General features: G+C 71.4%; 27 protein-coding genes. 16 read left to right on the top strand and 11 right to left on the bottom strand.

Going from position 1 to position 26760, the window contains the following annotated elements; all coding sequences use genetic code 11:
* Together KDL01_RS12265 and KDL01_RS12260 are read left to right on the top strand one after the other, a co-directional pair.
* Complete coding sequence (locus tag KDL01_RS12265; protein ID WP_212528564.1) at window positions 1-666, top strand: hypothetical protein; 666 nt, start codon at window positions 1-3, stop codon at window positions 664-666.
* A complete protein-coding gene (locus tag KDL01_RS12260; RefSeq protein ID WP_212528563.1) occupies window positions 663-1346 on the top strand; it encodes a hypothetical protein in 684 nt (227 codons plus the stop codon). The genes KDL01_RS12265 and KDL01_RS12260 overlap by 4 nt, the downstream gene beginning before the upstream one ends.
* A gap of 73 nt (window positions 1347-1419) precedes the next feature.
* Here KDL01_RS12260 and KDL01_RS12255 read toward each other — a convergent pair whose 3' ends face one another.
* The gene (locus tag KDL01_RS12255) at window positions 1420-2364 is read right to left on the bottom strand and encodes a mechanosensitive ion channel family protein (protein ID WP_212528562.1); all 945 of its coding nucleotides are present in this window, start codon (window positions 2362-2364) and stop codon (window positions 1420-1422) included.
* Window positions 2365-2762: 398 nt separating this feature from the next.
* On the opposite strand from KDL01_RS12255, the gene KDL01_RS12250 reads away from it, so the two are divergent.
* The 5 genes from KDL01_RS12250 (at window position 2763) to KDL01_RS12230 (ending at window position 8726) form a co-directional block, all read left to right on the top strand.
* On the top strand, window positions 2763-3437 hold the full coding sequence (locus KDL01_RS12250; protein WP_212528561.1) for an HNH endonuclease: 675 nt from the start codon (window positions 2763-2765) through the stop codon (window positions 3435-3437).
* A gap of 198 nt (window positions 3438-3635) precedes the next feature.
* Window positions 3636-5693 (top strand): 4-alpha-glucanotransferase, encoded by a 2058-nt coding sequence (gene malQ / locus KDL01_RS12245; RefSeq protein ID WP_212528560.1) that lies wholly within the window; start codon window positions 3636-3638, stop codon window positions 5691-5693.
* Between the two features lie 131 nt (window positions 5694-5824).
* A complete protein-coding gene (locus KDL01_RS12240; protein WP_212528559.1) occupies window positions 5825-6202 on the top strand; it encodes a hypothetical protein in 378 nt (125 codons plus the stop codon).
* Window positions 6203-6212: 10 nt separating this feature from the next.
* A complete protein-coding gene (locus KDL01_RS12235; RefSeq protein WP_212528558.1) occupies window positions 6213-6560 on the top strand; it encodes a DUF5130 family protein in 348 nt (115 codons plus the stop codon).
* A 189-nt stretch (window positions 6561-6749) separates the two neighbouring features.
* Window positions 6750-8726, top strand: a complete 1977-nt coding sequence (locus KDL01_RS12230; protein WP_212528557.1) for a methylmalonyl-CoA mutase family protein — start codon at window positions 6750-6752, stop codon at window positions 8724-8726.
* Window positions 8727-9011: 285 nt separating this feature from the next.
* Here KDL01_RS12230 and KDL01_RS12225 read toward each other — a convergent pair whose 3' ends face one another.
* Window positions 9012-9335, bottom strand: coding sequence for a hypothetical protein (locus tag KDL01_RS12225; protein ID WP_212528556.1), 324 nt, complete (start codon window positions 9333-9335; stop codon window positions 9012-9014).
* A 186-nt stretch (window positions 9336-9521) separates the two neighbouring features.
* Here KDL01_RS12225 and KDL01_RS12220 point away from each other — a divergent pair, with 186 nt between their 5' ends.
* A complete protein-coding gene (locus KDL01_RS12220) occupies window positions 9522-10031 on the top strand; it encodes a hypothetical protein (RefSeq protein ID WP_212528555.1) in 510 nt (169 codons plus the stop codon).
* Between the two features lie 43 nt (window positions 10032-10074).
* On the opposite strand, the gene nucS is transcribed toward KDL01_RS12220, so the two are convergent.
* Window positions 10075-10734, bottom strand: coding sequence for an endonuclease NucS (nucS, locus tag KDL01_RS12215; protein WP_212528554.1), 660 nt, complete (start codon window positions 10732-10734; stop codon window positions 10075-10077).
* A gap of 362 nt (window positions 10735-11096) precedes the next feature.
* Between nucS and KDL01_RS12210 the strand changes: the two genes are divergently transcribed.
* The 4 genes from KDL01_RS12210 (at window position 11097) to KDL01_RS12195 (ending at window position 15139) form a co-directional block, all read left to right on the top strand.
* The gene (locus KDL01_RS12210) at window positions 11097-11501 is read left to right on the top strand and encodes an SCO5389 family protein (protein WP_212528553.1); all 405 of its coding nucleotides are present in this window, start codon (window positions 11097-11099) and stop codon (window positions 11499-11501) included.
* Between the two features lie 358 nt (window positions 11502-11859).
* Entirely contained in the window at window positions 11860-13641 is a 1782-nt protein-coding gene (locus tag KDL01_RS12205) for a 3-hydroxyacyl-CoA dehydrogenase family protein (protein WP_212528552.1), read from the top strand.
* A 73-nt stretch (window positions 13642-13714) separates the two neighbouring features.
* Window positions 13715-14014 carry an Rv1322 family protein gene (locus tag KDL01_RS12200; protein WP_212528551.1) on the top strand — a complete coding sequence of 100 codons (300 nt, stop codon included), beginning with the start codon at window positions 13715-13717 and terminating at the stop codon, window positions 14012-14014.
* Window positions 14015-14128: 114 nt separating this feature from the next.
* Window positions 14129-15139: a zinc-dependent alcohol dehydrogenase gene (locus tag KDL01_RS12195; protein ID WP_368861551.1), complete on the top strand. Its 1011-nt coding sequence runs from the start codon at window positions 14129-14131 to the stop codon at window positions 15137-15139.
* A 53-nt stretch (window positions 15140-15192) separates the two neighbouring features.
* On the opposite strand, the gene KDL01_RS12190 is transcribed toward KDL01_RS12195, so the two are convergent.
* The 6 genes from KDL01_RS12190 to KDL01_RS12165 form a co-directional block, all read right to left on the bottom strand.
* Window positions 15193-16110 carry a DUF2705 family protein gene (locus tag KDL01_RS12190; protein WP_212528549.1) on the bottom strand — a complete coding sequence of 306 codons (918 nt, stop codon included), beginning with the start codon at window positions 16108-16110 and terminating at the stop codon, window positions 15193-15195.
* Window positions 16107-17174, bottom strand: a complete 1068-nt coding sequence (locus KDL01_RS12185; RefSeq protein ID WP_212528548.1) for an ABC transporter ATP-binding protein — start codon at window positions 17172-17174, stop codon at window positions 16107-16109. Before KDL01_RS12185 ends, KDL01_RS12190 begins: the two co-directional genes overlap by 4 nt.
* A 156-nt stretch (window positions 17175-17330) precedes the next feature.
* Window positions 17331-18176, bottom strand: a complete 846-nt coding sequence (locus KDL01_RS12180) for an ABC transporter permease (RefSeq protein ID WP_212528547.1) — start codon at window positions 18174-18176, stop codon at window positions 17331-17333.
* Complete coding sequence (locus tag KDL01_RS12175; protein ID WP_212528546.1) at window positions 18163-19212, bottom strand: ABC transporter ATP-binding protein; 1050 nt, start codon at window positions 19210-19212, stop codon at window positions 18163-18165. The genes KDL01_RS12180 and KDL01_RS12175 overlap by 14 nt, the downstream gene beginning before the upstream one ends.
* A gap of 143 nt (window positions 19213-19355) precedes the next feature.
* Window positions 19356-20204 (bottom strand): DUF2705 family protein, encoded by an 849-nt coding sequence (locus KDL01_RS12170; RefSeq protein WP_212528545.1) that lies wholly within the window; start codon window positions 20202-20204, stop codon window positions 19356-19358.
* Window positions 20205-20206: 2 nt separating this feature from the next.
* On the bottom strand, window positions 20207-21130 hold the full coding sequence (locus tag KDL01_RS12165) for an ABC transporter ATP-binding protein (protein ID WP_212528544.1): 924 nt from the start codon (window positions 21128-21130) through the stop codon (window positions 20207-20209).
* A 668-nt stretch (window positions 21131-21798) separates the two neighbouring features.
* Between KDL01_RS12165 and KDL01_RS12160 the strand changes: the two genes are divergently transcribed.
* The 4 genes from KDL01_RS12160 (at window position 21799) to KDL01_RS12145 (ending at window position 24636) form a co-directional block, all read left to right on the top strand.
* Window positions 21799-22311 (top strand): YcxB family protein, encoded by a 513-nt coding sequence (locus KDL01_RS12160; protein WP_212528543.1) that lies wholly within the window; start codon window positions 21799-21801, stop codon window positions 22309-22311.
* Window positions 22312-22533: 222 nt separating this feature from the next.
* Window positions 22534-23220 (top strand): urease accessory protein UreF, encoded by a 687-nt coding sequence (locus KDL01_RS12155; protein WP_212528542.1) that lies wholly within the window; start codon window positions 22534-22536, stop codon window positions 23218-23220.
* The gene (locus KDL01_RS12150; RefSeq protein WP_246576333.1) at window positions 23210-23968 is read left to right on the top strand and encodes a GTP-binding protein; all 759 of its coding nucleotides are present in this window, start codon (window positions 23210-23212) and stop codon (window positions 23966-23968) included. The genes KDL01_RS12155 and KDL01_RS12150 overlap by 11 nt, the downstream gene beginning before the upstream one ends.
* Window positions 23965-24636 (top strand): urease accessory protein UreD, encoded by a 672-nt coding sequence (locus tag KDL01_RS12145; protein WP_212528541.1) that lies wholly within the window; start codon window positions 23965-23967, stop codon window positions 24634-24636. Before KDL01_RS12150 ends, KDL01_RS12145 begins: the two co-directional genes overlap by 4 nt.
* Before the next feature lie 57 nt (window positions 24637-24693).
* Here KDL01_RS12145 and opgC read toward each other — a convergent pair whose 3' ends face one another.
* Together opgC and KDL01_RS12135 are read right to left on the bottom strand one after the other, a co-directional pair.
* Entirely contained in the window at window positions 24694-25812 is a 1119-nt protein-coding gene (opgC, locus tag KDL01_RS12140) for an OpgC domain-containing protein (protein ID WP_212528540.1), read from the bottom strand.
* A 137-nt stretch (window positions 25813-25949) separates the two neighbouring features.
* The gene (locus KDL01_RS12135) at window positions 25950-26624 is read right to left on the bottom strand and encodes a DUF4232 domain-containing protein (RefSeq protein WP_307846266.1); all 675 of its coding nucleotides are present in this window, start codon (window positions 26622-26624) and stop codon (window positions 25950-25952) included.
* Window positions 26625-26760: the final 136 nt, after the last annotated feature.

Genomic DNA, 26760 nt, shown 5'->3' with positions numbered 1-26760 from the left:
ATGGGGCGGGGCACGCATGCGGAACTGGGGCGATACCGCCACTGGCGGGATGCGGTGGTCCTGCTGCGCGAGGGCGTGTCCGTGCGCGACTCCCACCGTGGCTGGATGCTGATTCCGTGGGAGCTGATCCGCGAGGTGCGGGAGGAGCGCGCGCCGCAGGATGAGCGGCGGCGGCTCGTGCTCGAGCTGTTCGACCACACCACCGCCATGCTGCCCGCGCCGGTCGCGGAGTCGGTCGGCGGGTCGGGCGGCGGCCGGAGCGATGCGCGCTTCGGGGAGGCGCTCGCCCTCGTCACGGCCCTGCATCGGGAATTCGGCACGGGCTCGGCGCCGGACCAGCCGCGGGACGCGATCCCGCCGGAGTATCAGGCCGAGCTCGCCCGCGAGGTCGGCTTCCGGGGTCGGAGCGGACTGTGGCGGGGCGGGGGTCTGTGCGCTTTCGCGACGGTGGTCGGCGTCTACTGCACGCTGCTCGCCCAGGCCGTGCGTGTCGCCGACGCGCAGCCGGATCAGCCCGGCCCGGAACTGTCGGCGCAGCCCGAGGGCGGTTACGTCTGGGTTGTCGTCATGGCGAGCCTCACCGCACTGTCCGTCGCCGGGGTGATCTGGCAGCGGGTCAGATTGCGCCGGCTGCGTGAGGGCGTCGGGCGAGGGATACGCACATGACCCGGATCGGGATCACCGAGCAGGGCCTGGAACTGCGCGGCGCCGGGCCCGCGATGGACGTCCCCTGGGTCGCGATCGGGCAGTTGCAGGTGGTCGACGGCCGGCTGCGGATCCATCTCGCCGACGGCCGCGTGTTCGATGCGCCCGAAGTGGCCGAGGTCACCGCGGTGCTCAAGGCCTGGCGGGCCGTGACCGGACCGCACAGCGGCCGGCCGCACGACGCCGTCCCGGTGGAGTTCCGCCGGGCCGCCGCGGCGCGCGTCGATCTCGGCTCCGTCTCCGACGCTCCGCCGCAGCCGGAAAGCCGGCCTGCCCAGCCCCCGCCGGGCATCTACCGCGCGGGCCTGAGTTCCACCATCGTGGACGAGCAGGGCCTGGTCGTCGTGCGGCCGAGGAAGGGCCGGCTGCGCATACCGTGGCGCGCCGTGCGCAACGTGACGGCCGTCGAACTGACCGGGCTGCGGAGCAAATGGGTCGTGCGGGTCAGGCTTTACGACCGCACCGACCACATGCTGCCCGCGCCCTCCACGCGCAAAGGCCCGCGGGATCCGGAGTTCCAAAGGGCGCTCGGCGAGATCGCGGCGGCTCTGCGCGCGTCCCGTCCGGCCCCCGGCGAACCGGCCGACCACATCGGCAAGCGGGAGCGCCGTCAGGCGGCGAAGACGATCCGCTACGAATGACCGGGCTCACGCTCCTGCCCAGGTCCTGCTCGGGTCCTGCCCAGGCCCTGCTCGGGTCCTGCCCAGGTCCTGCTCAGGCCGCGAGTGCGACGACCTCTATGCCGGCGGAGTCCAGCGCGGCCTTGATCCGGGCCCGCAGCTCCCGGGCCACCTCGTAGTTCTTCTGCGGGGCGGTGCGCGCCTGGACCCGGATGACGACCGCGCCGCCGTCCAGGTTCTCGATCCCCATCACCTGCGGGGGCTGGTCGTCGAGGAAACGCGGCCGCCAGTCCTCGTCCTCGTACATGCTCTCCACCGTGACCGCCAGCACCTCGTGCACCCGCCCGACGTCCTCGCCGTAGTGCACCGGGATGTCCACCACCGCCCGGCTCCAGCCCTGCGACTGGTTGCCGACCCGGGTGATCGAGCCGTTGCGCACGTACCAGATCTCGCCGTCCGCGTCGCGCAGCTTGGTCACGCGCAGTCCCACCTCGAGCACGGTGCCCTTGGCCAGCCCCGTGTCCACGACGTCGCCGACGCCGTACTGGTCCTCCAGGATCATGGAGATGCCGGCCAGGAAGTCGGTGATCAGGTCCCGGGCGCCGAGGCCCAGGGCCACGCCCACGGCCGAGACCGAGGCCAGGATCGGGGTGATGGAGATCTGCAGGACCGAGATCACCATCAGCATGCCGACGCCGAAGATGACCGAGGTGGCCACCGAGCGCAGCACCGAGCCGATGGCCTGGGTGCGCTGGCGGGCCCGCTCGTAGGCGATCAGGCCGGAACCCTCGAGCAGCCGGCCGGCCCGGGACTCGGCCACCGCCGTGGCGTGTTTCACAATCCTGTTGATGAAGCGCGAGACGAATTTGCGCAGCAGGACGCAGACCAGGACTATGCCGATGATCTGCATGCCGTGACTGAGCAGCAGCGAACCGTGATCGCCCACCCAGGTGCCCAGATTGTGCGGATTGACGTCCAGGGTGGTGTTCGTCGAGGTGGGAGTGGGGGCGGGCGTGCCCGCCGCACGTATCGTGGCCATGGGCCCGCTCACCTTCTTCCGTTCGGTCCGACCCCCGACACGTTAGCCGATCGACTCCCGCCGGTGGCCCACCGTCCATTCATCCGACCGCGGCCTGCGGCAATAATCTTTCACGCGGCGTGAAAACACAGTGGCGCGGGAACAACACCGAAAGCCACACTAGATGCGGCTAAGCATGATGCCCTGAGAAGGGCGACGCGGTCGGGTGTGTGATCGTGGGAGCGTACGGGCCAGTCCGGCTCGGAGCTCCGGCGAACCCGGCGCGCGGCGGAGGGGCCATGGTTCCGTCATGGCCGTACCGCCCGCGGGTTCGAAGCCGACGGACACAGCGTCGCCAGTCGAGGGGTACCCGGAGTCCGGTGCGAGCCACGTGCCGGGCGCTGACCAAGGAGCCCCAGTTGCCTCACACGCTGGTCCTGAACGCGTCCTATGAACCCCTGTGCGTCGTACCGCAGCGCCGCGCGGTGGTCCTCGTCCTCAATCACAAGGCCGTCACCCTCGAGGGGACCGGAGCCTCCCTGCACGCCGCCGGAGCGCGCGGCGTCGGCTGGGATCTGCCGGCGCCCTCGGTGGTCAAGCTCACCCGGTATGTGCGCGTGCCGCTGCGGCGCGGCGTGCCGCTCACCCGTCGGGCGATCTTCGCTCGGGACGGCGGCCGCTGCGTGTACTGCGACGCGCCCGCCACGAGCGTGGACCACGTGATCCCGCGTTCCCGCGGCGGCCAGCACGCCTGGGAGAACGTCGTCTCCTCCTGCCGCCGCTGCAACCACGTCAAGGCCGACCGGCCGCTGCTCGAGCTCGGCTGGCGGATGAAGCGCCCGCCGGTACAACCGAACGGCTCGGCCTGGCGGATCCTGTCCTCCGGCCGCACAGACCAACGGTGGCTGCCGTACCTGCGCGGGTACGGCGTCGACCTGGAGCTGCTGCCGTTCGAGCCGCAAGGGCCGGACGGCGTTTGTGTCCCCGGGACCCTTTCGGTCGGACCGTCGGTGGTGGCCGGCGTAGCCGAGGTCCCGGTGCTCGCCCCCGTCTCCGCCGTCGCGGCCGCGGTCGTCACTCCGTTGGCGGCCTGATCGCCCGTCTGCCGCAGGCAGCCCCGGACCGCGCCGGCCGCGGTCCGGGGTTCTTCATCATGAGGTGGATACTCCAATCGTGATACGCCGGACGGGCGCCGGAAAACGCTGCTCGGAGCCGTTATCGCGAGGGTGCGCCGAGGGGTGGCGCGGCGCGGCGCTACTTTCGCACCGGCCGGGAACGCGGCACAATGAAGCATGAGCCCCGGGCCCGATCTCATGGCGCTCGCGCGCGCCTATGGCATTTCCACCGAATACCACGACTGGCGCGGCCGCCGCATCGAGGTGGGCGAGGCCACGCTGGTGGCCGTCCTCGCCGCCTTCGGGGTGGACGCCTCCGACGCCGAGAACTGTCGCAGCGCCCTGCGCACGCGCAGAGAGCGGCGCAGCCTGCCGGCCGCGGTCGTGCTGCGGGCGGAACCCGGCGGCGCGAGCGGACGCGGCACCGAGGTGACCGCGCTCGGCCCCGCGGACAGCGCCCCCCGGCTGTGGATCGAGCTCGAGGACGGCAGCCGGCGCTACGACCTGGCCACCGTGCGCTCGCGCCCGGGCCCCTCGCACGAGCAGGTCGAGTACGACTTCGCCCTGCCCGCCGGGCTCCCGCTCGGCTGGCACCGGCTGACCGGCACCTGGGGCGGGCGCACGCTCGGCTGCCCGCTGGCCGTCGCGCCCAGCCGGCTGACCGCGGGCGCCGGACGCGGCCGGGCCTGGGGCCTTTCCCTGCAGCTGCACGCCGTGCGCTCGCAGCAGTCCTGGGGCATCGGAGACCTCGAAGACCTCGCCCAGCTCGCCCTGTTGGCCGGGCACGACCTCGGCGCCGGGTTCCTGGTGGTCAACCCGCTGCTCGCGTCCAGCGGCGTGGAGCCGATCGACCCCTCGCCCTACTTGCCCGCCTCCCGCCGCTACCCCGATCCGGCGCACCTGCGGATCGAGTCCACGTTCGAATACGCCTACGCCCCGCCCGAGGTGCGCGCCCAGATCGACGAGCTCGGCCACGACCTGCGCAAGACCGGGCCGGCCGGGGACCTGCTGGACCGCGACCTGGTCTGGGAGGCGAAGATCGCGGCCCTGCGGCTGCTGCGCGAACTGCCGCCCACCGACCGCGGACCCGGCCGGGACGCCGACTTCCGCGCCTTCCTGCGCCGCGAAGGCGCCGCGCTGCGCACCCACGCCACCTGGATGACCATCGTGGGCCTGCACGGCACCCACCGGGAGAACTGGCCGCAGGGCCTGGAGGATCCGGACAGCCCGCAGACCAGGGCCTGGCAGCGGGCCGAGGCGGAGGAGATCGACTTCCACTGCTGGATGCAGTGGCTGCTCGACGAGCAGTTCGCCGCCGCGCGCACCGCCTGCGAGCGGGCCGGGATGCCCTACGGCATCATCCACGACCTGCCCATCGGCGCCCAGGCCGACGGCGCCGACGTCTGGGCCGACCCGGACGTCTACGCGCCCGGGGTGACCGTGGGCGCGCCCCCGGACGAGTTCAACCAGCAGGGCCAGAACTGGGCCTCGCGCCCCTGGCGTCCGGACCGGCTGGCCGAGACCGGGTACCTGCCCTACCGCCAGATCCTCGTCAATGCCCTGCGTCATGCCCACGGCCTGCGGATCGACCACGTCATGGGCCTGTTCCGGCTCTGGTGGATCCCGGAGGGCTTCAGCCCGGATCAGGGTACGTACGTCAACTACGACCACGACGCGATGCTCGGCGTGCTCACCCTCGAGGCGCAGCGCACCGGGGCGCTGCTGATCGGCGAGGACCTCGGCACGGTCGAACCCTGGGTGCGCTCTGAGCTGGCCGGCCGCGGCATCCTCGGCACCAGCGTGCTGTGGTTCGAACGCGACGACGCCGGCCGCCCGCTGCACGCGGCCCGCTGGCGCGCCGACTGCCTGGCCACCGTCACCACGCACGACCTGCCCCCCACCGCCGCGGTGCTGGCCGGGGACGCGTTCGACTGCGAGGACTGGCTCGAGGCGCTGCGCCGCGAGGGCATGCTGCGGCGCGGCGCGGGCGAACCGGAGACGGTCGACGCGCTGCACCGCTATCTGGCCTGGACCCCGGCCCGCCTGGTCGGGGTCTACCTGCCCGACGCGGTGGGCGACCGCCGCGCGCACAACCTGCCGGGCACCAGCGGCGACGCCTACCCCAACTGGCGCTACCCGGTGGCCGACGGCAGTGGCGCGCCGGTGCTGCTCGAGGAACTGGCCGCGAATGCCCGGGTGCGCTCGCTCGCCCGGGCGCTGCGGGCGCTGGGATGAGCCGGCGGTGAGCCCTGGAGCGGGCCGGAGACCGGCCGCGGTGCGGCGAACGGGTGGCCCCTCGGCGCGACCTGCCTGCGAACGGCCTACCTGGCTGCGAGACCGGATCCGGTGTCGAGTAACGTTGTGCTGTGACTATCACATCGCCATCGCGCCGCGCGGTGCGTGCCGGATCCGTGGTCGCGCTCACCAGTGCGCCCCTGCTGGCCGCGTCTTCGGCGTTCGCAGCCAACTTCCAGGGCGAGGACCCGGGTCCTCGTCTGTCCGTACTGACGACCCTGGGGATCTTCGTCGGCATCCCGGTCGCCCTGTTCCTGATCATCGCCTTCCTGGTGATGCTCCCGGGCTGGGTACGCGGCGACCGCAACCGGGCCGAGGTCGGCTGGGACAAGCAGACCGCGGCCGCGCGCACCGAGCCGGGCAAGGGCGAGCAGTCCACGGCCGAGGGCGACAAGGCCCGGGCCGGAGCTTCTTCGAGTGGAACCGGCGGAGCCAGTGGCTCCTGGTGAGGCGACGGTGATGACGATCGAGTCCGCGCAGATTCAACGGGCGATCAAGCTGGCGGAACGGCGTACCGGGCTGAACTGGTCGGTGTTCGTCGGCGACCTCGGCGCCGAACCGCGGACCGAGGCGCTCGCCCGACACGGCGCGCTGGGCCCGGCCGCGGCCGAGTCGGTGCTGGTCGCGGTGGACCCGGCCCAGCGCAAGCTGGAGATAGTCACCGGGGCCCGCGCCCGCAAGCGCCTGGACGACCGCTCCTGTGCGCTGGCCGCCGCCTCGATGGCCGGCACCTTCGCCGTGCGCGACCTCGACGGCGGTATCGCCCGCGGGATCCTCGCGCTGGTCGAGCACGTGCGCCGCGGCTGAGTCCGCCCGCCTCGACCCCCGGCCTCGCCGTCCCGTCCGGACGCGCGGGGCCGTTGCTTTTGCCGCGACCGCGCGCCCGCGCCGCACCTCGCCCCCCTTCCCAAGCTTGTTACCGGCCAGTAGTATCCGCAGCAAGAGCGCCGACCGGGCCCCTCGGCGGCGACCGCACAGCGGAAGGTGCCGTCCGTCATGTCTGCAGGCAGCGCGAAGCGGGACCGGCCCTGGGTGATGCGCACGTACGCGGGCCACTCCACCCCGGCCGAGTCCAACGCCCTCTACCGGCGCAACCTGGCCAAGGGGCAGACCGGCCTTTCGGTGGCCTTCGACCTGCCCACCCAGACCGGCTACGACGCGGACGCGGAACTCGCCGCGGGCGAGGTCGGCAAGGTCGGGGTGCCGATCGCGCACCGCGGGGACCTGGCCCGGCTGTTCGAGGGCATCCCGCTGGCCGAGATGAACACCTCGATGACGATCAACGCCACCGCGATGTGGCTGCTCGCGCTCTACCAGGTGGTGGCCGAGGAGCAGGGCGCGGATCCGGCGCTGCTGGCCGGCACCACCCAGAACGACATCGTCAAGGAGTACCTCTCCCGCGGCACCTACGCCTTCCCGCCCGGGCCCTCGCTCCGGCTGACCACCGACATGATCTGCCACACCGTCAGCGCCCTGCCGAAGTGGAACCCGATCAACATCTGCAGCTACCACCTGCAGGAGGCCGGCGCCGAGCCGGTGCAGGAGATCGCCTACGCCCTGTCCACCGCGATCACCGTGCTCGACGCGGTGCGCGACTGCGGCCAGGTGCCCGCCGAGCGCTTCGACCGCGTGGTGGAGCGCATTTCCTTCTTCGTCAACGCCGGAGTGCGCTTCGTCGAGGAACTGTGCAAGATGCGCGCCTTCACCCGGCTGTGGGACGAGATCACCCGGGAGCGCTACGGCGTCACCGATCCGGCCGCCCGCCGCTTCCGCTACGGCGTGCAGGTCAACTCGCTCGGCCTGACGGAGGCCCAGCCGGAGAACAACGTCGCGCGCATCGTGCTCGAGATGCTGGCCGTCACGCTCTCCAAGGGCGCCCGCGCCCGCGCCGTGCAGCTGCCCGCGTGGAACGAGGCGCTCGGCCTGCCGCGGCCGTGGGACCAGCAGTGGTCGCTGCGGCTGCAGCAGGTGCTCGCCTTCGAGTCCGACCTGCTCGAGTACGGCGACCTGTTCGACGGCTCGCACGTGGTCGAGGCCGAGACCGCCGCGTTGGTGGACGCGGCGCGCGCGGAGATGCGGCGGATCGAGGACATGGGCGGGATCGTGGCCGCCGTCGAGTCCGGGTATCTCAAGGGCCAGCTGGTCTCCGCGCACGCCGAGCGCCGGGCCCGGATCGAGTCCGGCGAGCAGATCGTGGTGGGCGTCAACGCGTTCCGGGAGACCGAGCCCAACCCGCTCACCGCGGACCTCGACTCCGCCATCCAGACCGTGGACGCCGCCGTCGAGCAGGAGGCCGCCGACGCGCTGGCCCGGTGGCGGTCCTCGCGCGGGCAGGGGGCCGTCGACGCCGCGCTCACCCGGCTGCGCAAGGACGCCGCGGATCAGGGCACGAACCTGATGTCCGCCACGCTCGAGTGCGCCAGGGCCGGGGTGACCACGGGGGAGTGGGCCGGGGCGCTGCGCGAGGTGTTCGGCGAGTTCCGCGCCCCCACCGGCGTGGCCGGCGCCGCGGTCGGCACCCAGGTCTCGGCCGAGCTGAGCGCGCTGCGCGAACGGGTGCGGGCGGCGGGGGAGCAGCGCGGCCGGCGGCTGCGGATGCTGGTCGGAAAGCCGGGTCTGGACGGGCATTCCAACGGCGCCGAGCAGATCGCGGTGCGGGCCAGGGACGCCGGTTTCGAAGTGGTCTACCAGGGTATCCGGTTGACCCCCGCCCAGATCGCGGCGGCCGCCGTGGCCGAGGACGTGGACGTGGTCGGCCTGTCCGTGCTCTCCGGCTCGCACCTGCGCCTGGTGCCGAACGTGCTGCGGCTGCTGGCCGACTCGGGCGCGGGGGAGGTGCCGGTCGTGGTCGGCGGGATCATCCCGGAGGCCGACGCCGAGACGCTGCTCGCCCAGGGAGTCAGGGCCGTGTTCACCCCGCGCGACTACGACCTGACGGCGATCCTGGGGCGTGTGCTCGACGTGATCGGCTAGGCCGTGTTTTCAAACCAGCGTCGGGTCAGGCCGCGGCGTCTGACGCGTGCGCTCGCAAGGCGCCGGGCCGCGCGCATACTCGGTCGTCTGTAAGCGGTCCGGCAACGCCGCGAGCGTGCGTGGCAGGCGTCGCGGCCCCGACGATGGTTTGAAAACACGGCCTAGAGCGACAAGACCTTACCGAGGCCTCGGTGCGGCGAGGCGGACAAGCCGGGTGCCCGGCGACCCCACCAGGTCGCCGGGCACCCGGCTTTCTCCCACCCCGAATTACTGCGTGCGCGAGCCTCAGGCCTCGGCCTTGGCGGGCTCGGCGGCCTCTTCCGGAGCGATGTCGTGCTCCTTGATGAACTCGTCGCCGAGCACCTCGTGCGCGGCCTTGAGGTGGTCGAGGTCGACCTCGCCGTGCTCCGCGGCGTGCCCGTCGAGGGCGCCGAGGATGCGGTCGACCGGCCCGTGCTGGCCGCCGAGCCGCTGCTCGGCGTACACGGCGATGCCCAGCTTCAGGAAGAGCTTGGCGCCGTGCCGGTGGGTGTTCCATTCCTCGATGGTGTGTTCGGTCTCGTCGAAAACCTTCTCGGAGACTTCCAGCGCCTTGGCTATAAAGCTCATCGCGGTCCTCACAGTCCGTGGGAGGTAGCCCAGCGCTCCCCCTCAGGCATGAACAATTTCTTGCCAGCGCACTTTACTCCTCAAAAGGTGACACTGCGTAGGATCGAGCGCCGGGGAGCGCGACGAACGGCGGCGCGATCCCGTACGCCGTTTCCGAACGGCCGCACATCCGCTCGAATCGGCCTTATGGGGCAATGGAATCCCGCGGTGGGGCGGGCTTTGGCGGCGGTCCGAGCGGTGACGGTGCTCGGCGGGCTGCGGATCGTGGTGACGGTCGATCAGCTGGCGCGGTACGCCGGTGCGTCGATCTCGAGCCTTGACATCGGGCTGCGCAACGGACCGGTGGCGGCCGGCCTGCTGGAGCGGCTGACTCAGGGCACGCACATCGGATATCGGCATCCCGACGCGGCTTGGACCAGCCTGCCCAGCCGCATCGACGCGGCGCCGGACGCGGTGCTGTTCGCGCGCTGGTACGCGGACTGGCTGGAGGCCGGCGATCCGGCGCAGCGGGAGGCGGCCAGGCTCACCGCGTTCACGGTCGCCGCGGCGGCGTCCGCGGCCGGGGAGACGGCACTGGCCGCCCGCATCCGCGGCGTCTACGCCCGAGCCGGGCGCCGTACCCGCACCGGGCGGGCCGGGGTCGGGGCCGCGGTGGCGGGCGCCGCGGCCCTGGGATCGCCGAGCGGCGCGACGTAGTCGGCGGGCGGTCAGGGGCTGCGCCGGGCAGAGCCGACGCGGCTCAGAACAGCCGGGAGTCCGCGTCGTCGAAGCCGCGCAGGACGTCGTAGTCCAGCACCTGGCAGTTGATGCCGCGGTCGGTGGCCAGTACCCGCGCCTGCGGCTTGATCTCCTGCGCGGCGAAGATCCCGCGCACCGGGGCGAGCAGTGGGTCCCGGTTGAGCAGCTCGAGGTAGCGGGTGAGCTGCTCCACGCCGTCGATCTCCCCGCGCCGCTTGATCTCCACGGCCACCGTCATCCCGGTCGAGTCCTTGGCCAGGATGTCGACCGGGCCGATGGCGGTGGGGTACTCGCGGCGCACCAGCCGGTAGCCGCTGCCCAGCGTCTCGATCTGCGCCGCGAGCAGCTCCTGCAGGTGCGACTCCACGCCGTCCTTGCGCAGGCCCGGATCCACCCCGAGCTCGTGCCGGGAGTCGTGGAAGACCTCTTCTATGGTGATCACGAGCTTCTCGCCGACCTTGTTCGTCACCGTCCACACGCCCGGTTCCTCGCGGACCGAGCAGGGCGGGCTCATCCAGTTCAGCGGCTTGTACGAGCCGCCGTCGGAGTGCACGAGCACGGAGCCGTCGGACTTCTGGATCAGCAGCCGCTTGGCGCTGGGCAGGTGCGCGGCGAGCTTGCCGGCATAGTCGACGCTGCAGGTGGCGATGACGAGGCGCATCCGACCACCTTAGCCGCTCGGCTTCGGGCCCCGGCCCGGGATCGGCGGATTGCCGCGGCCGGCCCGGACCCCCGAACGTGCGCCAGCGTACGCTCCGGCGCGGCCGAATCCTCCGTTCATCACGAGATCAGACGTCCGGTGACATGTGATTCCGCCGGGCCCGGCCGGGCAGGGTTGAGCCTCGCGCACCGGGGTCATTCATTCCCTGTGAGCGCACGATGACGGTGGCGCCACCTCACGAAATGACGATCCGGGGCCCGCACCCGGCGGTGTGCAGGGCTGCGCGCCGCGCGGCCCCGCACCGCGTTGCGTGTCCACGCCGCCGTTCGCCACCACGCCGTGATGAAGGAGAGTGCTTACCCATGTCCCTGGACGTCTCCCCCGACCTGTTGGCCGCCGCGGAGCGCGGAGAGGTCGCCGACCAGGAGTTCGCCGCCTGTGTGCGCGCCTCGCTGCCCTACGCCTGGCACATGGTCAGCGGCCTGTCCACCCGCTTGCACGTCGAGGGCGGCCCCTTCGTCGACAACACCGTTCCGCCGAGCACCGAACAGGAACGCGGCCAACTGCTGCGGGCACTGGCCTCGGACTCGATCCGCGGCTGCCTCGAGCGCTACTTCGGGGTGAGACTCGCCTTCCAGAACTGCCACCGGGTCGCCGTGTTCCCGGCCGCCGACGGCCAGCCGGGCATGGAATCCGGTGCCTATCGCCGCTTCGTCTCCCCTCGGGCCCAGCTGCTCAACCAGTCTCCGGAGCTGCGCGACTGCTGACAGGCCCGGGGAGGGCGGCGGAGTGGGGGATACGAGCCGGTACGGAAGGGAGTGGTCGCGGAACTGTCAGAGCCTTGTGCTGGACTGCACTGGAGGGATCCCCGGCGGGGAGAGACCGGTCGCGACCGAAGCACGCGCAGTGGAGGGCGTCGTGCGGGGAAGTCGGAAGCGACCGGTCTCTGCGGTACCCGGGCCGCGCCCGCCCGCGCCCGCTCGCGCCCGAGCTTGCGTCCGGGCCGTGTCCGCGTTGTGTCCCCGCTCACACTGTCCGAGCCCGTCCCCGTCATAGATACTGGCGAGTAACCAATGGCCGTACCCTGGACGACGGGGACGGTACGAGCAGTCAAGGGAGCCGGCAGTGGCGCGGGACTTCAAAACAGTGGGCGTGGTGGGCCTCGGCACGATGGGCGCCGGGATCGCGGAGGTGCTGGCCCGCAACGGACTGCACGTGTTCGGCGTCGAGATGGACGCCGTCTCGCTCAACCGGGGCCGCGCGCACGTGGCGCACTCCACCCGGCGGGCCGTGGCCAAGGGCAAGCTCAGCCCCGAGGACGCCGCCGCGCTGCTCGACCGGATCACCTTCACGGCGGAGCTGACCGACCTGGCCGAGGCCGACCTCGTCATCGAGGCCATCCCGGAACGGCTCGAGCTCAAGCGCAGCCTGTTCCAGCGCCTCGACGCGATCTGCCGCGACGAGACCGTCTTCGCCACCAACACCTCCTCGCTCTCGGTCACCGAGATCTCCGTCGCCACCTCCCGGCCCGGCCGCGTGGTCGGCATCCACTTCTTCAACCCGGCGCCGGTGATGAAGCTGGTCGAGATCGTGCGCACGGTGGTGACCGAGCCGGACGTGCTCGCCGACGTGGAAGCGCTCGCGGCCAGGCTCGGCAAGTCCCCGGTCGTGATCGGCGACAAGGCCGGGTTCATCGCCAACGCCCTGCTCTTCGGCTACCTCAACCACGCCGCCACCATGTACGAGGCCAGATACGCCACCCGCGAGGACATCGACGCGGCGATGCGGCTGGGCTGCGGACTGCCGATGGGGCCGCTGACGCTGCTCGACCTGATCGGCCTGGACACCGCGTACGAGATCCTCGACACCATGTACAAGCAGTCGCGCGACCGGCTGCACGCCCCCGCCCCGATCCTCAAGCAGATGAAGACGGCCGGACTGCTCGGGCGCAAGAGCGGGCGCGGCTTCTACACCTACGAGCAGCCCGGCGTGCCCACCGTCGTCCCGGACGAGTCGACCCCCGAGGGTGCCCGGCACGCCGTGCCAGGCCGGGCCGTCGGCCGCATCGCCGTGATCGGCTCCGGCACCATGGCCAACGGCATCGCCGAGGTCTGCGTCAAGGCGGGCATCGCGACCGTGCAGATCGCGCGGGACGAGCGCAAGGCGGGCGCCGCGCGGGCGGCGATCGAGCGCTCCCTGGCCAAGGCGGTGGAGCGCGGCAAACTCGAGGACGAGCAGCGGCAGCGGGCGCTGGCCCTGCTCACCTGCGCCGCGACCCTGGCCGACGTGGCCGACTGCGACGTCGTGATCGAGTCCGTGGTCGAGGACCTCGAGGTCAAGACCGCGCTGTTCCGTGAGCTCGACGGCGTCTGCAAGCCCGGCGCGGTACTCGCCACCACCACCTCGAGCCTGCCGGTGATCGACTGCGCCATGGCCACCAAGCGGCCGCAGGACGTGGTCGGGATCCACTTCTTCAACCCGGCCCCGGTGATGAAGCTGGTCGAGGTGGTGCGCACGGTGGCCACCGCCCCCGAGGTGCTCACCACCGTGCACGAGCTGTGTGCCGCGCTGGGCAAGCACGCCGTGGACTGCGGCGACCGGGCCGGCTTCATCGTCAATGCCCTGCTGTTCCCGTACCTCAACGACGCGGTCCGGATGCTCCAGGCGCACTACGCCACGGCCGACGGCATCGACACCGCGATGAAGCTCGGCTGCGGCTACCCGATGGGCCCGTTCGAACTGCTCGACGTGGTCGGCCTCGACGTCGCCCTGGCCATCGAGCGGGTGCTCTACCTGGAGTTCCGCGAGCCCGGCTTCGCCCCCGCGCCCCTGCTCGAGCACCTGGTGACGGCCGGATACCTGGGCCGCAAGGCGGGCCGCGGCTTCCGGGACCACAGCGCGGCGTAACCGCGGCGGGCCCCGCTCCGAGCGGGTCGGGGGCGTACGCCCGGACGGGTGTATCGGCTGCGAGAATGTCAGGGTGAGCCCGCGCAGGAACACCAACCGACCAGACCACGACCCGGACGGCCTCGCGCGCGCCTTCGGCCATCAGCGCACCGAGTCCGGCGCCGACGGTGACTGGGTGGTGCGCTCCGTCACCGGTGCCGCGGCGGGCAAGACCTACCGCTGCCCCGGCTGCGACCAGGAGATCCCGCCGGGCACGCCGCACCTGGTGGTCTGGCCCGGCGTGCCCGAGTACGGCTCGGGCGGCGGCGTGGGCGAGCGCCGGCACTGGCACACCCCCTGCTGGAACGCCAGGTCCCGGCGCCGCCGCCGCTGACACCGGCCGCGGGAGGTGGTGCGGGCGGCTCGCGTGGCGGGTGCGCCGGGGCGGGCCGAGGATGGAGGCGCCAACGTCCTCGAACGCCCAGGGAGCGGAGAGCGCGCCATGACCATGCAGGCCGCCGTCGTCACCGATTTCACCAAGCCGTTGGAGTTGCTGGCCTTGCCCGTGCCGAAGCCGGTCCACGGCCAGGTGCTGGTCCGGATGCAGGCCTGCGGCGTCTGTCACACCGATATCCACGCTGCGCGCGGTGAGTGGCCGGTCAAGCCGAACCCGCCGTTCATCCCCGGCCACGAGGGCGTCGGTGTGGTCGAGGCCCTCGGCCCGGGCGTGCAGGGACGCGCGGTCGGCGAACGGGTGGCGCTGCCCTGGCTGGGCTCGGCCTGCGGCCACTGCCGCTACTGCGTCTCGGGCCGCGAGACACTCTGCGAGCAGCAGGCGAACACCGGCTACTCCATCGACGGCGGATACGCCGAGTACGCGGTGGCCGACGCCCGCTACGTCGTCCCGGTGCCCGACGCCGTGACCTCCTTCGACGCCGCCCCGCTGACCTGCGCCGGCGTCACCACGTACAAGGCCGTGAAGGTGGCCGGGGTCGGCATGGACACCAAGGTGGGCGTGTTCGGCGTGGGCGGGCTCGGCCACCTCGCCGTGCAGTACGCGCGGCTGGCCGGCGGCTTCGTGACCGCCGTGGACATCGAGGACGAGAAGCTCGAACTCGCGCACCAGCTCGGGGCCGACCACGTGGTCAACGCGCTCAAGACCGAACCGGTGGCCGACATCCAGAGCCGCGGCGGCCTCGACGTCGCCCTCGCGCTCGCCGCCTCCAACGAGTCCTTCCGCCAGGCCTTCGCCAGCCTGCGCCGCGGCGGCCGGATGGTCTGCGTCGGGCTGCCGGCCGAGGGCGACCTGGACGTGCCCATCTTCGAGACCGTGCTCGGCGGGCTGTCCGTGATCGGCTCCATCGTCGGCACCCGCGAGGACCTCGCCGAGGTGTTCTCGCTGCACGCCGCCGGGCGCACCCGGGTGATCGCCGAGGGCCGCGAGCTCGCCGACGTCAACTCCGTCTTCGAGGAGATCCTCAGCGGCCGCGTCCCGGCCCGCGTGGTCATCGAGTACTGAGGGCTGACGGTCGGCGCTGAAGGCTGAAGGCTGAAGGCTGAAGGCTGACGGCGCTAGGCGTCGCGCCGCCGGAAGAGGATCCACGCCGGCACCAGCAGCACCGCGGTCCAGATCAGCAGGGTGAGGAAGCCGGCGAGCGGGGTCAGGTGCGGGGTGCCGTTGACGGAGGGGCGCGTGGTCATCATCGCGCTGCCCGCGTTGGACGGCATGACCTTGTTGACGTTCTTGCCGAGGGATCCCGGCAGGAAGTTCGTGATGATGGGGAGCACGAAGAACAGCCCGACCAGCGAGGAGATGGCCGCCGCGGTGTGGCGCAGCAGGAAGCCGAGGGCCAGGCCGATCAGCGCCACCAGCGTGAGGTAGACCGGCACGGCCAGCAGCGCCCGCAGGTTCGAGGCGTGGCTGAGCGTGAGGTCGACGCCGTGCCGGGAGTAGAACGGTTCGGCCAGTCCGTAGGACGCGAACGCGATCACCAGGCCGAGCAGCAGTACCACCACCGCGAGCACCACGGCCTTCGCGGCGAACAGCGTGCCGCGGCGCGGGAACGCGGTCAGCGCGGTGCGCATCATGCCGGTGCTGTACTCGGCGGCCACGACCAGCGCCCCGAGCACACCGGTGACCAGCACGCCGAAGAAGACCCCGGAGACCACCGAGGACATGTCGAAGGAGGCCCGGTCCGCGGGCGAGATCGTGTTCCAGTTCGCCGAGGTGACCGCGGCGATCAGGAACGAGATGCCGACCGAGACGACCAGGCTGATCAGCAGCGTCCACCAGGTCGAGCGCACGCTGCGGATCTTGGCGTACTCGCTGTCCATCGCCTCGCGGAAGGTCACCCGGCGCGCCGGCCCGTCCGGCCGGTACCCGGCGCTCGACATCCCGCCCAGCGCGTCCGTGGTGACGGCGCCGGCCTGCGGACCCGGGGGCGGGTTCGACGGCATCTGCGGGGCCGGGGTTTCGATGCGGTCGCTCACTGTCCACGCTCCGAGTTCTGATACGGCGTCGGCGGCTGCCCGGACGGGTCCGGCTCGGCCGGGGGCTGCGCCCGCCCGTCGCCGGCGGCCTCACCCCACACCGGCGCGTCCGGCGAGGACGGGGGCTTCGCCGCGTCCTGCGTCGTGCCGGTGCCCGCCGTGCCGCCGGCGTGGTACTCCACCGAGCTCGCGGTCAGCCGCATGAACGCCTCCTCCAGCGAGGAGTGCACCAGCGTCAGCTCGTGCAGCCACAGCTGTTCGGTACCCGCGACGTCGCCGATCTGCGAAGGCTTGGCGTCGTAGACGTGCGCCGAGCCGTCGCCCTGCATCTCCACCCGCCAGCCGCGCAGGGCCAGCTTCGGGGCCAGATCGGCCATCTGCGGGGAACGCACGAGCACGTAGCTGACCGAGTTCTTCGCGATGAACTCCGCCATCGGCTCGTCCGCGAGGATCCGGCCGAGCCCGATGACGACGAGGTGATCGGCCGTCAGCGCCATCTCGCTCATCAGGTGCGAGGAGACGAAGACGGTCCGCCCCTCGGCCGCCAGCGCCTTCATGAGGTTCCTGATCCACAGGATGCCCTCCGGGTCGAGCCCGTTGACCGGCTCGTCGAACATGACGATGCCCGGATCGCCCAGCAGCGCCGCCGCGATCCCGAGCCGCTGTCCCATCCCGAGGGAGAATCCGCCGGCGCGCTTCTTGGCCACCGAGTGCAGGCCGACCAGGTCGATCACCGTGTCGACGCGGGCGCGCGGCAGCCCGTTGGCCTTGGCCAGCACCTGCAGGTGGTTGTACGCGCTCCGCCCGCCGTGCACCGCCTTGGCGTCCAGCAGCGCCCCGACCTCGCGCAGCGGCGCCGCCAGCTTGTCGTACGGGATGCCGTTGATCGTCACGCTGCCGGAGGTGGGCCGGTCCAGGCCCAGGATCATCCGCATCGTGGTCGACTTGCCCGCGCCGTTCGGCCCGAGGAACCCGGTGACCTTCCCGGGCGCGACGGTGAACTCGGCATGGTCCACCGCCACCTTCGTCCCGTACCGCTTGGTCAACGCCGTGGCTTGGATCATGACCCCAAGCCTGCCCTAACCGGGCTCAATCAACCATTCAGGGCGCCTGTTGGGAGGAATCAGAATGATCATCATATATGCCATGAACGCGCAGGGAGGGCAGCCCGGTCGACCGGACTGCCCTCCCTGACAGGCGTTCAGCTGTCGCTGCTCGGCTCAGGCGTCGCGCCGCACCAGCAGCCAGGCGGCCAGCACCCACAGCAGCGCGGTCCAGCCCGCGAACACCGCGTAGCCCTCCCACGCGGTGAGCAGGAACTTGTCGGAGGTGTGGTTGGTGAGGATCGCGGCCCCGGCGTTCGTCGGCTCGTACGAGTAGAGGTACTTGCCGGCCGCGCCCGGAATCAGCTGGATGATATTGCTGATCACCAGCAGGAGCAGCACCACCCCGGTGATCGCGCCGGCCGGATGCCGGATCAGCGCACCGATCACCATGGAGAACAGCGCCAGCATGCCCAGGTACAGCCCGGCCCCGACCACCTCGCGCAGGTTGGTGCCCGCGCCCAGGTTGACCGTGAGCACGCTCTTGAACGTCAGTTGGCCGATGAAGAACGCGACGAACGAGACGATCTCGCCGATCACCAGGGCCAGCAGCGTGAAGACCACCGACTTGGCCGCCAGCATCCGCACCCGGCGCGGGCTCGCCAGCACGGTGCTGCGGATCATGCCGGTGGAGTACTCGCTCGCCATCACCAGCACGCCGAGCACGGCGATGCCGAACTGCCCGAGATCGATGCCCACGCCGATGATCGTGGAGACCGGATCCTGTAGGACCTGCGCCCGGCTCCCGGGGTCGGCCTGGTTCCAGTTGTGCGCGATCAGGAAGGGGATCAGCCAGCTGAAGAACGGGAAGGCGAGCACGACCGTGATCAGCGACCAGTAGGTGGAGCGCACCGAGCGCAGCTTGGTCCACTCGGCCACCAGCAGCCGCCCGAAGTGCGCGTGCCCGCTGCCCGCACCGTTGCCGGGCAGGGTGTTGATCGTGACGGATTCAGTGGCCGCCATCGTTGCCTCCCCTCGGTTGTCCCGCTCCGGCGCCCGGCGCTCCGGGTGCCGTGAATCCGGCGTCCGGCTGCCCCGACGGCGGCGCGTACTGTCCCGGCACCGGCGCGTCGGCCGGTTCCGGCTGCCCCGGCGCCCGGTGGGCGAACTGGCCCACCTCGCGGGTCAGCTCCATGAACGCCTCCTCCAGCGACGCGCGCTGCGGGGTCAGCTCGTGCAGCACGAGGCCGCGCGCCGCGGCGAGCTCGCCGAGCTCGGGCGCGGTGGTGCCGGTGACGACGACCGCTCCCTCCTGCCCGCTCGGCGTGCACTGCCAGCCCTTCTCGGCCACGGCCGCGCGCAGCGTCTCGAGCTGCGGGGAGCGCACCAGCACGGCGCTGCCGGAGAACTGCGCGATGAACTGCGCCACCGGCATGTCCGCCTGCAGCCTGCCCCGCCCGACCACCACGAGGTGGTCGGCGGTGACCGCCATCTCGTTCATCAGGTGCGAGGAGACCAGGATGGTGCGGCCCTCGGCCGCCAGCGCCTTCATCAGGTCCCTGATCCAGACGATGCCCTCCGGGTCGAGGCCGTTGACCGGCTCGTCCAGGATCAGGATCCTCGGGTCCGCCAGCAGGGCAGCGGCGATGCCGAGCCGCTGGCTCATGCCCAGCGAGAAGCCCTTGGTGCGCTTGTTCGCCACCGGCTGCAGGCCGACCAGCTCGAGCACCTGCTGGACCCGGCGCTTGGGCACGCCCTGGGTCTGGGCCAGGTAGAGCAGGTGGTTGAACGCGGTACGTCCCCCGTGCACCGCCCTGGCCTCGAGCAGCGCGCCCACGTGGCGCAGCGGGTCGGGCAGGTCCCGGTACGGCTTGCCCTCGATCAGGGCACTGCCGGAAGTCGGCCGGTCGAGGCCGAGGATGAGCCGCATCGTCGTGCTCTTGCCCGCCCCGTTGGGCCCGAGGAACCCGGTGATCCGGCCCGGCTGCACAGTGAAGCTCAGATGATCGACGGCGGTGGTCGCGCCGTATCTCTTGACCAGATCTCTGACTTCGATCATTGTCTTCCCCCTCTCGCCTTCCACGGTACCGGGTCCCGATTCCGGCGGCCCGCACCCAGGGAGACTCGTGAGGAAAACGAGACAGGAGCGGACCCGTACGGGTCCGCTCCTGCACGGCTAAGCTCGTGTCAGCTGGATCTTGATCAGGCGTCCTTGCGCTTGAACACCAACAGCCCGGCCAGCAGCGCGATCACGGCGTAGCAGATGTACACCGCGAAGCCGGCCCAGGCCCCGAACGCGGTGCCCACGTCGGCGGTGTGCTGGGTCGCCCAGACCTGGCCGCCCGCGTTGGCCGGCAGGTACTTGTCGATGTCGGCCTGCCAGCTGTCCGGCATGAAGTTGACGATGATCGACACGACGAACAGCAGGAACACGCCCACCGTGATCGTGCCCGCGGTGTGCCGCAGCGCCGCGCCGACGCCGAAGGCCAGCAGCGCCGCGCCGTCCAGGTAAAGGCCGCCGCCGATGACCGCCTGCAGCGCGCCGTGCGAGCTGAGCGAGAGGTCCACGCCCTTGGTCGCCCAGAAGTGCGTGCCGATCAGGAACGAGGCGAAGGAGATGATCTCCCCGACCACGAACGCGATCACCGTGACGATCACGAGCTTGGCGAAGTACACGTGCAGCCGGCGCGGCTGTGCGGTCAGGCTGGTGCGGACCATGCCGGTGGCGTACTCGCTGGTGATCGCGAGCGCGCCGAAGACCACCATGACCAGCTGGCCCAGCATGATGCCGAACATGCTGCGCTGCACCAGGTCGCGGCGCGCGAGGTCGGCGGCGCTGAGCGAGGTGTGGCTGGCCTGGCCCCAGTTGCCCAGGGTGCTGATGCCCACGGAGATGATGATCGCCGCGGCCAGCGTCCACACGGTCGACTTCACCGAGCGGATCTTGGTCCACTCCGAGCGCAGCGCGCCGCCGAAGCCGGCCCGGCCGGAAGCCGGAGGCAGCGGCGTGAGGCCGGTCAGCGTCGAGCGGGTGTCAGTGATCGTGCTCATGCTCAGGCACCCTTCCCGGCCGGAACCGCCGCGTGGTACTCGACGGAGTCCTTCGTCAGCTCCATGAACGCCTGCTCCAGCGAGGCCTGGATCGGGCTCAGCTCGTGCACCCGGATCCCGTTGTCGAAGGCCAGGTCGCCGATCTCGGTCATGCCGAGCCGGGTCACCAGCAGCGCCTCGTCGCCGTCCGCGCGCACGATGGCGCCCTTGTCGGTCAGCACCGTGTTCAGCTTCGTCAGCTCCGGCGTCTTGACCCGGATGGACAGCTCGGAGTTGTTGTCGATGAACTCCTGCACCGAGCAGTCCGCCACCAGCCGCCCGCGGCCGATCACGACCAGGTGGTCGGCGGTGTTCTCCATCTCGCTCATCAGGTGCGAGGAGACGAACACGGTCCGCCCTTCGGCCGCGAGCGCCTTCATCAGATTCCTGATCCAGAGGATGCCCTCCGGGTCGAGCCCGTTGACCGGCTCGTCGAACATCAGCACCTGCGGGTCGCCGAGCAGCGCGGCCGCGATGCCCAGGCGCTGGCCCATGCCCAGGGAGAAGCCCTTGGACCGCTTCTTGGCCACCGCGGCCAAGCCCACCAGCTCGAGCACCTCGTCCACCCGGCGGGTGGGCAGGTTGTTGGTCTGGGCCAGGCACAGCAGGTGGTTGTACGCGCTGCGCCCGCCGTGCACGGCCTTGGCGTCGAGCAGCGCGCCCACCTCGCGCATCGGGTAGGCCGCCTGCGCGAAGGGCTTGCCGCCGACGGTGACCCGGCCGGACGTCGGCGCGTCCAGGCCCAGGATCATCCGCATCGTGGTCGACTTGCCGGCGCCGTTCGGGCCCAGGAAGCCGGTGACCTGCCCGGCCTTGACGGAGAAGCTCAGCTGGTCCACCGCCAGCCGGTCCCCGTATCTCTTGGTGAGGCCAACCGCCTCGATCATGGTGGGTTCACTCCCGACGTCGATCTTCGCTCTGTGGTCCCCGCCACCCTAAGGGCCGGGTGGCGGCGGCGTCGTCCGACTGCGGGATGGTCCGGATCGCCCCGAGGTGCTACCTCAGGCGGACGCCCGCCCGCGCCCGCGCGGCGCCCTGCGGGCCCGTTCGGCGCGGAAAAACCGCCGAAAGGGCATGGGAACTTGCGCAAAGACCTTTCAAAACAGCCGCGAGGCCGTACAATCGAGACCTCGAGGACGCTGAGCTTCGCTATGCGCTGGCCGGGAACCTGTGCCGCCTTGTGCGGTGTGTGGGGGCAGCGGGAGCGCGCAGCCACGTCGTCGAGAACCGCGCGCCGCGCGGTTATCGAGTATGCCGTCGGTTACGTGGTGGTCTCCGACGGCAGAATCGTGCAGGTCGGTAGCGGAGCTGCCCCGACCGTCCGGCACGAAGGAGCCCGGGTGGTGGACGGTAGTGGGTGCCTAACCACCCCCGGGCTCGCCGTCTTTCCCCGCTCGCCGACCGCCCTGCGCCCACCCTCGCACGGCCGTGGCGCCACGTCACCCGAATTTCGGCTTCTGCCCTAGGATCTGTGATCGTACGCAGACGTAGGGTCGGCGTGCTCCGGCTGAACTGGTCCGGTTCCTCCTACAAGTTCAGGAAGCGTTGATCGCGCATGGCCACGCCCGTCACCCTCGAATTCGAACTGGCCGACGAGGAGATTGTCCGCGAGCTCGGACTGCGCCGCGAGCGCGCCAACAGCCTGTGGATCGCACTCGCGATGCTGATCGCCGCGTTCGTCTGCTTCGCCTTCTACCAGTGGGACAGCCGGCCCCGCATGTACCTGCCGGCCCTGCTGCTGCTCGCCTACGCGCTCGGCACGCTCTTTTACGCGCTCGTCTTCCTGCCGCGCAAGGGCAGGGCCGAGGTACGCCGGCTGTCCGGCACCGCCCGGGTGAAGTTCGCCGACGAGGGCGTGCGCTACGGCGGCGCCCACACCAGTAAGGGCTTCAGCTGGCCGAACGTGCGCGCGGTTTTCGAGCAGCCGGGCTCCTGGCTGCTGGTGACCAGCCGCAAGGAGACCGGCTACGTGATCCCGAAGTCCGCAGTCGCCGAGGCCGTTGCCGAGGAGTTCGCCGGATCGCTGCGGGAGTGGGCCGGCAAGAGCTACAAGGTCAGGCGCCGGTAGCCGGACCGGTCCGCACGGGCCCGGCTCCGGGCCGGGTCCAGGTTCGACTCCGGGCTCGACTCCGAGTCCGGCTCCGGGTCCGGCTCCGGGTTCTGAAACGGTGGGAAATCGTTGTCCCATAAGCAGTGCGCGGACACCCGAAGCCTGATATGAAGGGATGCGGCACTTTGCCGCATCCCGCGCTCCGTCCTGTTCGGCCGGCCTGACGACACTGTTGACCTGATGACCCGATCCGCGCTGCTCCTGCTGGCCGACTCCCGGTTTCCCGCGGGCGCACACGCATACTCCGGCGGCCTCGAATCGGCCGCCGCGGCCGGCCGGGTGCACGACGCCGCCACGGTGTACGAATTCCTGCTCGGCCGCGTGCACACCGGAGCCTTGGTCTGCGCTTCTTTCGCCGCGGCCTCCTGGCTGTGCACGGACCGCGAGGCGCTGGCCGAACTCGACCACGAATACGACGTGCGCCTGCTCTCCCCGACCCTGCGCGGCCACTCCCGCCGGCTCGGCCGCCACCTGCAGCGCGCCGTCGCCGCCACCTGGCCGAGCCCCCGGCTCGAACTCGTGCGCGGCCTCGACCCCGCGGGCGCGCACCACCCGGTCGTGCTCGGCGCGGCCTGCGCCGCCGCGGAGCTGACCGTGGACGACGCCGCGACCTGCGCGGTCCACGCCACCCTGGCCGCCCCGGCGAACGCCGCGACCAAACTCCTCGGCCTCGACCCCAACGAGGTCAGCGCCGTCCTGGCCCGGCTCGCCCCGACCGCGGACCGGATCGCCGCGAGGGCGGTCAGCCTCGCCCGGATGGCGCGCCTGCGCTCCGACCCCGGCATGCTGCCCGCCCTCGGCTCCCCGCTGCTCGACCTCACCGCCGAGGACCACGCCGGGTGGGAGGTGCGTCTCTTTGCCTCCTAAGACCCCTTCGACGCCCGGAAAGACCGTGCGGGCCAAAGCCTCGGCCACCGCGTCCCCGATCGCCTCGGTCACCCCGCTCAAGCCGCTCGCCCAGCCCGAGCCCTCCGCCGGACCGCCGCCCAACCGGATCTGCGTCCGGATCGGCGTCGGCGGACCGGTCGGCGCCGGGAAGACCAGCCTGGTCGCCGCGATCTGCCGGGTGCTGCGGGCCGAGTACTCCCTCGCGGTCGTCACCAACGAGCCGCAGACCCGCGAGGACGCCGACTTCCTGCTCGGCGAGGGCTTCCTGGACCCGGCCCACGTGCGCGCCGTGCAGACCGGATGCAGCCCGCAGACCGCGATCCGCGAGGACATCGCGGCCAACCTGGACGCCGTGGAGGCGCTGGAGGAGAGCTTGGACCCGCTCGACCTGCTCGTGGTCGAGTCCGGCGGCGGCGACCTGACCGCCCTGTTCAGCCGGGGCCTGGTCGACCGGCAGATCTTCGTGTTCGACGCCGCGGCCGGAGCCCGCGCGGCCCGCAAGGGCGGCCCCGGCGTGGACCGCGCCGACCTGCTCGTGGTCAACAAGACCGACCTCGCCCCGCTGGCCGGCGTCGACCTCGAGGACCTGCGCCGCGACGCGGGCGCGCGCCGCGAGTCGCGCCCGACGCTGTTCACCTCGCTGACCGAGCACCCCGACGCCCCCGCCGTCGCCGACTGGATCAGAGGCCTGATCGAAGAGCGCCGGACCCTGCTGGGGCGCGGATGAAGGCCCGCGCCCGCATCGTCGCCCGCGCGCAGCCGGACGGCACCACCCGGCTGGTCACCCTGGCCGGGGAGACCCCGCTGCTGCTGCGCCGCGCCCCCCACCCCGACGGCCTCGACACCGCGCGGGTGCACCTGCTCGGCGGCGCCTCCGGCCCGATCGGCGGCGACGACCTCGCCTACCGCGTCGACATCGGCCCCGGCGCCCGGGTCCAGGTACGCAGCGTCGCCGCCAGCCTGGCCCTGCCGGGCCCCGGCGGAGCCCAGTCCACCCTCGCCTGCGACGTGCAGGTCGCCGCGGGCGGCAGCCTCGACTGGCGCCCCGAACCGCTGATCGCCGTCCGCGGTGCCAACCACTCCGCCCACGCCGCCCTCGAACTGGCCGAGGGCGCCGAACTGTTCTGGCGCCAGGACGTCGTGCTCGGCCGCGAGGAGGAGGAGAGCGGATCGCTCTGCTCTCGCCTGCGCATCCGGCTGGCCGGCCGCGTCGTGTTCGACCACGAATTCGCCCTCGGCCCGCGCTACCCCGGCTCCCTCGGCCCGGCCGGGTCGGCCGGCTACCGGCGGCTCACCCTCACCGCCGAACTCGCTGCCGACCAATCCCGCCCCGCCGTCCGCCTCGCCCTGACCGGCGCCGGCCTACCCGAACTCGCCCACGCGTTCATCCCGTGAGCGAGTTCATGCGGTGAGAGTGCTCGTGCGGTGAGCGTGCTCGTGCAGTGAGCGTGCTCAAGCACTCGGGATGAGGAATGCCAGGAAGCGCACCCGCACCGCCACCCACATCGCCGCGATCACCGCCAGGTCGAACAGTGTGTTGACCCAGAAGCTCTGCTTCGGGAACGCGAACGGCGTCAGGAACACCACGAAGCTCTGCGCCACGTAGACGTACAGCGAGTTGCGCCCGAACGGGATGATCACCTTGCCGACCGTGCGCGCGAGCGGCGCCTCGATCCGGCGGATCAGGAAGTACGTGCCAGAGACGCTGACCGGCGCGAGCAGCGGCCGCAGCACGCCGAGCCGGTTGTTCTCGAAGAAGTCGTAGTACGTGCTGTTGTCGGTGAACCAGTGCGGCCGGAACAGCGCCACGATCCCGATGACGTAGATGACCGCCGTCGCCGCCATCAGCCCGTTGCGCACGAGGCTGCGCCACTGCGGTGCGAGCCGCCCCATCATCTGCCGCAGATCGTCCCAGTGGTAGCCGGCCGCCGCGCCGATGAAGAAGTACACGCCCCACTGCAGGAACGGCCGGAACCAGCCGGTGTCGACATGGGTCGTCTCCCAGTACCCGGCGTACGCCAGAACCAGCACCAGCGGCCACAGCTTGCGCGAGAGCAGCCACACGATCGCCGGCGCGACGAAGAACATCGGCACGTAGTAGGTCAGGAAGTCGGCCCACCCGTACGTGTAGTTCAGTGTGAGCGAGTTCGCCAGCAGGCCCCACAGGTTCGAATGGTGGTCGAGGCCTCCCTTCACCTGGGTGTGTCCGTGTGCCAGCATCGTGCGCGCGATCCAGGTGAACAGAAGCGTCAACGGCACGGCGACGATGTAGAGCTGTCCCGCGCGCTTCCAGGAATTGAGGGTCATGCGCACCAGGCCATGGCGCTCGAGGTCCCGCCGGCGCAGCATGCCGACGAGCAGTCCGGAGATCATGAAGAAGCCCTCGGCCTCCGAGACGAGCAGCGCGCCCCGGCCGTCGACCAGTCCGAGCAGACTCGGCACGTAGTCGAGGTGGATGGCGGCCAAAACCCCCACGTAGTAGCCGCGCATGAGATCGAGCGTGACGAGACGGGTACGCTTTTTGGGCGCCGCGGTACCTATGGCGGCCTGGGGCTGTAACGTCGTGGTCATGATCCAAGTGCCGCAAATCGACCTTCAATGGATCTGAAGATCCGGTTGGATCATGGAAACATTCAGGATCTTCCTGGCGGCTCTTCAGCTTTCTTCACCCCGAAGAGCCGCCAGGCCACGCGCCGTGATCGTTTTTGTCAGGCGGTCCCGGGGATAAAGGGCGTCACGTACGTCTGCGCGTGCGCGACCTTGTCCTGAAGCACCAGCCGCGCGTTCCACGCCGCCTCGTCCTGCGAGTACGTGTTCGGCAGCGTGATCGAGATGTTCAGCACCTCGATGTCGACGACGGCACTGGCCGTAGCCGCACTCTTGCTGGGCGCAACGGAAGCCTTGGCGGTCGAACTCGCCTTGGTAGTGGCCTTCGCACTCGCCTTGGGCGACGCACTGGCCTTCGTGCTCGCCCCGCTGCCTGCCTTCGCACTGGCCGAGGCCGCCGGAGCCGCCGCGCTAGCAGTGGCCTTCCCCCCGACCGCCTTGGCGCCCGCCGGCAGGTACACCACATAGAAGTGCGCCGAACCACCCGGCTCGAGCGTCACCGGCGAGTGCCGCGCCGTACCCCACTGCAGCGTCCACGTGTACTGACTCACCCCGTGCGCCACCCCGACCAGGTTCACTCCCGGATACCCGTCGAGCACGCACGCGCTCGTGCCGTTGTTCATCAGGTCCACGGCCTGCGTCACGGTGGTCGTACCCGAGTGATGTCCCAAAGTCATCGCCAGGTAAGTGGATGTGCACGGACTCAGCGTCGATGTAGCCGCAGCCGTCGCCTGAACGGCGGCCGCGGTGGTGCCCGAGTCCGAGCAGCCGCTCACCGTGAGCCCCGCCACGGCAAAAGCGCAGCTGGCAGTAGTGACGCGGTTCCTCAAGAGCCCCAAGGGATGCCTCCACGAATGTCGGTGTCGATCGCATCCCGTACGACTATGCCATCCCACCCACCACCCGCGCCGC

Origin of the sequence: Actinospica durhamensis (assembly GCF_018139695.1) — a bacterium.
In the GTDB taxonomy this organism is placed as follows: domain Bacteria; phylum Actinomycetota; class Actinomycetes; order Streptomycetales; family Catenulisporaceae; genus Actinospica; species Actinospica durhamensis.
This window is presented reverse-complemented; position numbering and strand designations above follow the sequence as displayed.

Excerpts from the sequence above, each read along its gene's own strand:
- KDL01_RS12195 (WP_368861551.1), top strand. The coding sequence starts at position 14,129 with ATGCAGGCCGCCGTCGTCACCGATTTCACCAAGCCGTTGGAGTTGCTG.
- KDL01_RS12170 (WP_212528545.1), bottom strand. The coding sequence starts at position 20,204 with ATGAGCACGATCACTGACACCCGCTCGACGCTGACCGGCCTCACGCCG.
- malQ (WP_212528560.1), top strand. The coding sequence starts at position 3,636 with ATGAGCCCCGGGCCCGATCTCATGGCGCTCGCGCGCGCCTATGGCATT.
- KDL01_RS12165 (WP_212528544.1), bottom strand. The coding sequence starts at position 21,130 with ATGATCGAGGCGGTTGGCCTCACCAAGAGATACGGGGACCGGCTGGCG.
- KDL01_RS12145 (WP_212528541.1), top strand. The coding sequence starts at position 23,965 with ATGAAGGCCCGCGCCCGCATCGTCGCCCGCGCGCAGCCGGACGGCACC.
- KDL01_RS12180 (WP_212528547.1), bottom strand. The coding sequence starts at position 18,176 with ATGGCGGCCACTGAATCCGTCACGATCAACACCCTGCCCGGCAACGGT.
- KDL01_RS12255 (WP_212528562.1), bottom strand. The coding sequence starts at position 2,364 with ATGGCCACGATACGTGCGGCGGGCACGCCCGCCCCCACTCCCACCTCG.
- KDL01_RS12220 (WP_212528555.1), top strand. The coding sequence starts at position 9,522 with ATGGGGCAATGGAATCCCGCGGTGGGGCGGGCTTTGGCGGCGGTCCGA.
- KDL01_RS12225 (WP_212528556.1), bottom strand. The coding sequence starts at position 9,335 with ATGAGCTTTATAGCCAAGGCGCTGGAAGTCTCCGAGAAGGTTTTCGAC.
- nucS (WP_212528554.1), bottom strand. The coding sequence starts at position 10,734 with ATGCGCCTCGTCATCGCCACCTGCAGCGTCGACTATGCCGGCAAGCTC.
- opgC (WP_212528540.1), bottom strand. The coding sequence starts at position 25,812 with ATGACCACGACGTTACAGCCCCAGGCCGCCATAGGTACCGCGGCGCCC.
- KDL01_RS12185 (WP_212528548.1), bottom strand. The coding sequence starts at position 17,174 with ATGATCCAAGCCACGGCGTTGACCAAGCGGTACGGGACGAAGGTGGCG.
- KDL01_RS12265 (WP_212528564.1), top strand. The coding sequence starts at position 1 with ATGGGGCGGGGCACGCATGCGGAACTGGGGCGATACCGCCACTGGCGG.
- KDL01_RS12230 (WP_212528557.1), top strand. The coding sequence starts at position 6,750 with ATGTCTGCAGGCAGCGCGAAGCGGGACCGGCCCTGGGTGATGCGCACG.
- KDL01_RS12260 (WP_212528563.1), top strand. The coding sequence starts at position 663 with ATGACCCGGATCGGGATCACCGAGCAGGGCCTGGAACTGCGCGGCGCC.
- KDL01_RS12175 (WP_212528546.1), bottom strand. The coding sequence starts at position 19,212 with ATGATCGAAGTCAGAGATCTGGTCAAGAGATACGGCGCGACCACCGCC.
- KDL01_RS12155 (WP_212528542.1), top strand. The coding sequence starts at position 22,534 with ATGACCCGATCCGCGCTGCTCCTGCTGGCCGACTCCCGGTTTCCCGCG.
- KDL01_RS12210 (WP_212528553.1), top strand. The coding sequence starts at position 11,097 with ATGTCCCTGGACGTCTCCCCCGACCTGTTGGCCGCCGCGGAGCGCGGA.
- KDL01_RS12235 (WP_212528558.1), top strand. The coding sequence starts at position 6,213 with ATGACGATCGAGTCCGCGCAGATTCAACGGGCGATCAAGCTGGCGGAA.
- KDL01_RS12160 (WP_212528543.1), top strand. The coding sequence starts at position 21,799 with ATGGCCACGCCCGTCACCCTCGAATTCGAACTGGCCGACGAGGAGATT.